5 protein-coding genes and 2 pseudogenes are annotated in these 5407 nt (G+C 39.9%); all 7 read right to left on the bottom strand.

The genetic code is table 11. The annotated features are described in order from the left end of the window. Window positions 1-158 precede the first annotated feature (158 nt). A complete protein-coding gene (locus tag HMPREF9088_RS10500) occupies window positions 159-2063 on the bottom strand; it encodes a heavy metal translocating P-type ATPase (protein WP_007209229.1) in 1905 nt (634 codons plus the stop codon). 197 nt (window positions 2064-2260) lie between these two features. Further along, the gene (locus tag HMPREF9088_RS10495; protein WP_003142316.1) at window positions 2261-2494 is read right to left on the bottom strand and encodes a heavy-metal-associated domain-containing protein; all 234 of its coding nucleotides are present in this window, start codon (window positions 2492-2494) and stop codon (window positions 2261-2263) included. Between the two features lie 146 nt (window positions 2495-2640). Further along, a complete protein-coding gene (gene lgt, locus HMPREF9088_RS10490) occupies window positions 2641-3507 on the bottom strand; it encodes a prolipoprotein diacylglyceryl transferase (protein ID WP_007209228.1) in 867 nt (288 codons plus the stop codon). Then, window positions 3492-3830, bottom strand: coding sequence for a hypothetical protein (locus HMPREF9088_RS10485; RefSeq protein WP_040367556.1), 339 nt, complete (start codon window positions 3828-3830; stop codon window positions 3492-3494). Before HMPREF9088_RS10485 ends, lgt begins: the two co-directional genes overlap by 16 nt. Before the next feature lie 228 nt (window positions 3831-4058). Continuing rightward, the gene (locus tag HMPREF9088_RS10480) at window positions 4059-4763 is read right to left on the bottom strand and encodes a Crp/Fnr family transcriptional regulator (protein ID WP_143139694.1); all 705 of its coding nucleotides are present in this window, start codon (window positions 4761-4763) and stop codon (window positions 4059-4061) included. A 144-nt stretch (window positions 4764-4907) separates the two neighbouring features. After that, window positions 4908-4988, bottom strand: a pseudogene (locus HMPREF9088_RS12730) (Dps family protein); the annotation flags it as partial. Beyond that, window positions 4980-5310 (bottom strand): annotated as a pseudogene (locus HMPREF9088_RS12250) (Y-family DNA polymerase); the annotation flags it as partial. The pseudogenes HMPREF9088_RS12730 and HMPREF9088_RS12250, both read right to left, overlap by 9 nt. Window positions 5311-5407: the final 97 nt, after the last annotated feature.

The raw sequence follows: 5407 nt of genomic DNA, 5'->3' as shown, positions 1-5407 counted from the left end.
AATCATTTACACGAAAATTAATTTTATAAAGAGCATACTCTATACTCTTATTTTTTTCAAGAACTCAAAAAAGCGGAAAATCCCAGATTTAAAAATCTGAGTTTCCGCTTTTGTCATTTCAAGGATGGACTATTGTCTCAGCCTCTTCTAATTTATTCTTAAGATATTTTTACTTTCTCTGCAGGTGCTGATACTTCTTTTTGTTCTTTTCGACCTTTCAACTTATACTTCATTAATCTCATGCCATTGAAAATTACCACCAAGATACTACCTTCATGAACCAACATTCCGATAGACATATTCATCCATTCGCTGAAGAAGACGCTAGTCAACAAGACCAACACTACTCCAATTGAAATCACGATATTTTGTTTCATATTATTTGCGGTGGCTTTTACTAATCCTAATGCGTGAGGCAAGTTGCTGAAGTTCGAGTTCATTAAAACGACATCGGATGTTTCAATCGCTACGTCCGTTCCGCTTCCCATTGCGATTCCAATGTCTGCTAAAGCTAAGGACGGACTATCGTTAACGCCATCTCCAACAAAGGCTACAATTTGACCACGTTGTTGAAGTTTTCCGATATAAGCCGATTTGTCTTCCGGCAACATGTGGCCGTGAGCTTCGGTCAAACCAAGTTCGCCGGCGACCACATCAACGGTTCCTTGGTTATCTCCTGAAAGAACGACTAGATTTTTCACGCCCAAGTCTTTTAATTCCTGCAAATTAGCTTTCACACCCGGACGGACTTGATCGCGAATGCCCATCAGTACTTTTAATTCACCGTCGACCGCTGTCAAAACGAGAGAGTTCCCATGTTGTTCAAACCGTTTGACATCTTTTTGCACTTTTTTGCTGAGAGTGACATTTTCTTTTTCCATCAAGGCCACATTCCCAACAGCCACGCTATGTCCAGCTACACTTGAAACGATTCCGCCGCCTTTCACGACTTCAGTTTTTTCAACAGGATAAAAGTTTGTTTCTCCAATTTGATTTAAGACCGCTTTTGCTAATGGATGATCTGATTCCCGTTCCACACTGGCCAGATAGCCAAGCGTTTCAGCAGAATCTTTTTCATACAGTTCAGTCGCTGCAACGGTTGGGTTTCCGACAGTTAAAGTACCTGTCTTATCAAATACAATTGTATCCACATTGCTGAAGTCTTGAATGACTTCACTCCCTTTTAAAAGAACACCGTTACGAGCACCATTCCCAATACCGGCAACGTTTGAGACAGGCACTCCGATAACTAATGCGCCTGGGCAACCTAGAACCAAGATGGTGATTGCTAACTCAATATTTTGACTGAACGCCCATACAACAATTGCCAGAACCAAGACAGCTGGTGTGTAGTATTTAGAAAAGCGATCAATGAACCGTTCCGCTTCGGATTTAGAATCTTGTGCTTCTTCCACGAGTTCAATAATTTTTCCAAATGTGGTGTCCTCACCAACTCGGTCAGCTCTAATTTGAATCGTTCCGTTTTCTAAAATGGTTCCTGCAAAAACTTCTGCATCAGCTTGCTTGTTGACCGGAACAGCTTCACCTGTAATGCTAGCTTCATTGATATGCCCTTCACCCGTAAGGACTATGCCATCTACTGGAACTTTCGCACCCGTTTTAACGAGTAAGATATCCCCTTCATCTATATCATCCACTTCTACTTCTTCAAATTCGCCATTATCCATTTGTTTCAAGGCGCTTTCGGGTGCCATTTCAGTCAATTCTTTGATAGCAGATCGCGTTTGGTTCAATGTTCGTTGTTCCAAGTAGTGTCCGAATAAGAATAAGAACGTGACAATAGCCGATTCTTCATAATTTTGAATAAAAAGCGCACCAATCGCTGCAATACTGACTAAGACATCAATACTGATGACTTTGACTTTCATTGCTTGAAACGCTTGAATGGCAATTGGCATAATCCCAAAGACAGAGGCGATGATCAAAGACCACTCTGAAAGTCCTACGTTTTCTAAAACAAAGTGACTGAAGAAACCGAGTACGATTAACAATCCACTGATGACGGTGATAACATTTTTCTTGCTTAATATATATTGTTGCATGCTTTTTCCCTCCAAATTTAATTTCTCTTTTATTGATAAACACAATATAAGATAATTGCCTAAGTAATTAATTGACTGACATCAAGTTTAGAAAGTTCTCTTTTATCGTTTCTAAGCACCTCGAATCGGATTGCAACAAAAAAAGCAATCCTGAAAAAATAGCTTTTCTTCCAGAATTGCCTAGTTCATTTAATCTGTTAAGCGGCCTTGACTTTTGTTTTAAGGACCGGATAGCCTACGTTTTCGATAGCTTTTTGAATCTCTTCAATCGAAGTGACAGCTGAATCAAAATTGGTTTTGACTTTGCTGGAGTTGAATAATACTTTAATGCTGTCTTTATCAACACCGTTAACTGATTTTACGGCACCTTCAATTTTTTGCATACAACTTGGACAAGATAACGTTTCTAATTGCAATATAGCTTTTTCCATAATTCCTATCTCCTTTATGTGTTTTTATTTTATCGGCAGCAGATTAATGAATACTGCCTTTTCCTCTTTACAACTGTAATATAGCTCACTTTTAGCAAACAAAAATTGACGCATATCAAGTTCTGCACTTCTTTTTATCTTTTTGCTCAATTCACCATCTTAATAGTCTTTTTCTGCTCCTTATTGCCATCAGAATAATAAGAAATTGGTGGATAGTCTTGTCTGCGTATAAACCATACTACAATCGCGCCAATAAACAGGGCCAGAGACAAGGCTTGCGAAACGCGGATCCACTCGCCAATCCATAAACTGTCCGTTCGCATACCTTCAATGAAGAACCGACCCACTGAGTACCACAAAACGTACCACAAAACGTAACTCAAAGCGACTTCTCCTTGACGCAAAAGCTGTTTTCGGTTCCGTATAGTGACGATGAGGACAAAGCCCAACAAACTCCACAATGACTCGTATAAAAAAGTCGGACGGTAGTAGATACCATTGATATTCATTTGTTCAATGATAAATTCAGGTAAATAAAGATTTTCCAAGAATTGACGAGTAACCGGTCCACCATGAGCTTCCTGATTCATAAAATTGCCCCAACGACCAATGGACTGGGCTAACAATACATTGGGCGCTAAAATATCAAGAACGAGTGCCAAAGAAGTACCTTTTTTCTTTGCATACCAATATAGCGTACCCCCTCCTGCAATCAATCCCCCATAAATCGCAATGCCGCCATTCCAAATCGCAAGGATTTGTCCTGGATTTTGCAGATAATAACCAAGTTCAAATAACACATAATAAAGCCGAGCGCCGAGGATTCCAATCGGAATTGCCCATAAGGCCATATCGATAATGGTATCCTCTTCCAGTCCTTTTTTCTTTGCTTCCTTGGTGCTCAACTGGAGAGCCGCTAATATGCCCACTGCAATAATGACTCCATACCAATGAATCACAACAGAACCAATCTCCACCACATGGGGATTCAAAACGCCTAATACGAATCCCATTCTATTTGCTCCATTTCTTCAATTTTTCGCGTCATTCTAGTCATGGTGATGCTGAACAAGATTCCGGCTAAGCTCCATGGAAACCAAACAGTGAATACACTTTTATCTCCCTGGTCACTCGCTTCGTAATACGCCACTTTTCCGTGTCCGATTACGCCGGCTCCTTTTACAACTTCCTCTTCTTTTTCCATAGCTAACCTATCTGCCTCAACAACGTTAGACGTTTTTGCTTCGCCGCCAATCGTGTTCTTGGTGAAAGGGACGACAAAGAATGCACCCGCTGCTAACAACGTGATAGTAACTATCACCCAAAAACAATGCACATTCACCCCTACTTATTTTTACGTTTTGTTCGACAACCCTATCTTAAAGAAAAATAAAACAAAAAAACTTGAGGGTTATCATGTTTGTGCTTTTATTTTTCCAATGAATGAAGGTCGTTCTGTCTTAAAAAAGCCAAAAACGGACAGATGGAAGTAAAAGCACTGAGTTCTGTCCCGTTGTTAATGAAGAGCGACAGAACACCAACGTGTAGAAAAAAGTGTGTCCGATTATTCGCTGTAAAGCAATAAATCATCTAAATCCTGAATCTTGATCCTTTTCCCAGACAGCTGTTGAATCAATCCCTCGTCCTCCAATTCTCCAAATTTGCGACTGATGGTCTCAGGTGTCGTTCCTAAATAGGAAGCAATGTCCTTTTTTGCCATCGGCAGGGTGATGGCGGGAGAGTTGCCCATTTCAGGTTCCACATTTTCTGCCAAAAACAAAACTAAACGGGTAATGACACTCTCCACGGCTACTTGTGTCGTTTGACGTTCTGAACTTTCTAACCGTTTAGACATTTCCGCCAATAGTTTTAAAGAAATAGCTGGGTATTGTTCCAGAAAATCTTGGACATCTTTTTGCTGAATCATACAGACAACGGTATCTCGGGTTGCTTCGGCATATTCCTCGTGCACAGCATCAGGATTGAACAACGTCCATTCTCCCGTAAAGTCACCCGGATTCAAAATACGAACTAGTTGCTCTTTGCCAGAGTCTGCCAATCGATAAATACGGATTTTCCCACGATTGATAATATATAAAGTATCCTCTTTTTCTTGTGAACGAAACAGAAACTCTCCTTTTTGATACTGTTTCGTGTGGGCTTTTTCAGCAATGTAATTCATCGCGCTATCCTCTAAGTGATTGAATATTGGAACCAAGCGGATACAGGCTGCGTGGTCGCCAATTTCATGATGGGTATGTTTAGTCAATTCATTCTCCCCCTTTATTTATTTTGTTTATATTCGCTGCTTTTATTATATAAGTCTCTTACTACAAAAAAATTGATGCACATCAAGAAAATGGAAAAAGGACTGGAAAGAATTCCAATCCCTAAATCAGCTTCTACTTTTACCTTAATCTTCATCCTCATCAAGAGCATCATCATCTTCTAATGCTTCTTTACCAATGAACGCTTGCAGCATCCAAATGTTCTTTCTCATATACAGTGCCATCATTGGTGGTGCAATCACGAGGTCTTCCGGATACGGAAAAGGAAGATCTCGTGATCGACTGACATTAGAAATTCCATAGGCTTTTTTTGCGGCCGGACTCGATGCCAGGATTAATCCATTTCCCCGCTGAGAAGGATCGTCCGAAGGATAGGACATGACAACTAACTTTTGTCTTTAAAGGACTTAGACCTCTTTCTACACATTCTACGGATGCTTAAAATGATTTACAGTCGATATAAAGAATATCCCTTGAAGGTTCTTTCGTGTAATCAAACTTTGGATTTACGCCAAACTGCATAACCATGCTAAATCCCCTTTTCAAAAAAGATACGTTTTATATACATATCAGAACACACGTTCGTTTTATTAGTCAAGGAAAATAAATGATTAAAAACAGATCA

Source organism: Enterococcus italicus DSM 15952 (genome assembly GCF_000185365.1).
Taxonomy (GTDB): domain Bacteria; phylum Bacillota; class Bacilli; order Lactobacillales; family Enterococcaceae; genus Enterococcus_G; species Enterococcus_G italicus.
The sequence above is the reverse complement of the archived record's forward strand: the minus strand, read 5'-3'. Positions and strand labels throughout refer to the sequence as shown.

What these genes read in the sequence shown, in the direction of transcription:
- HMPREF9088_RS10495 (WP_003142316.1), bottom strand. Translation starts at nt 2,494, where the DNA reads ATGGAAAAAGCTATATTGCAATTAGAAACGTTATCTTGTCCAAGTTGT.
- lgt (WP_007209228.1), bottom strand. Translation starts at nt 3,507, where the DNA reads ATGGGATTCGTATTAGGCGTTTTGAATCCCCATGTGGTGGAGATTGGT.
- HMPREF9088_RS10500 (WP_007209229.1), bottom strand. Translation starts at nt 2,063, where the DNA reads ATGCAACAATATATATTAAGCAAGAAAAATGTTATCACCGTCATCAGT.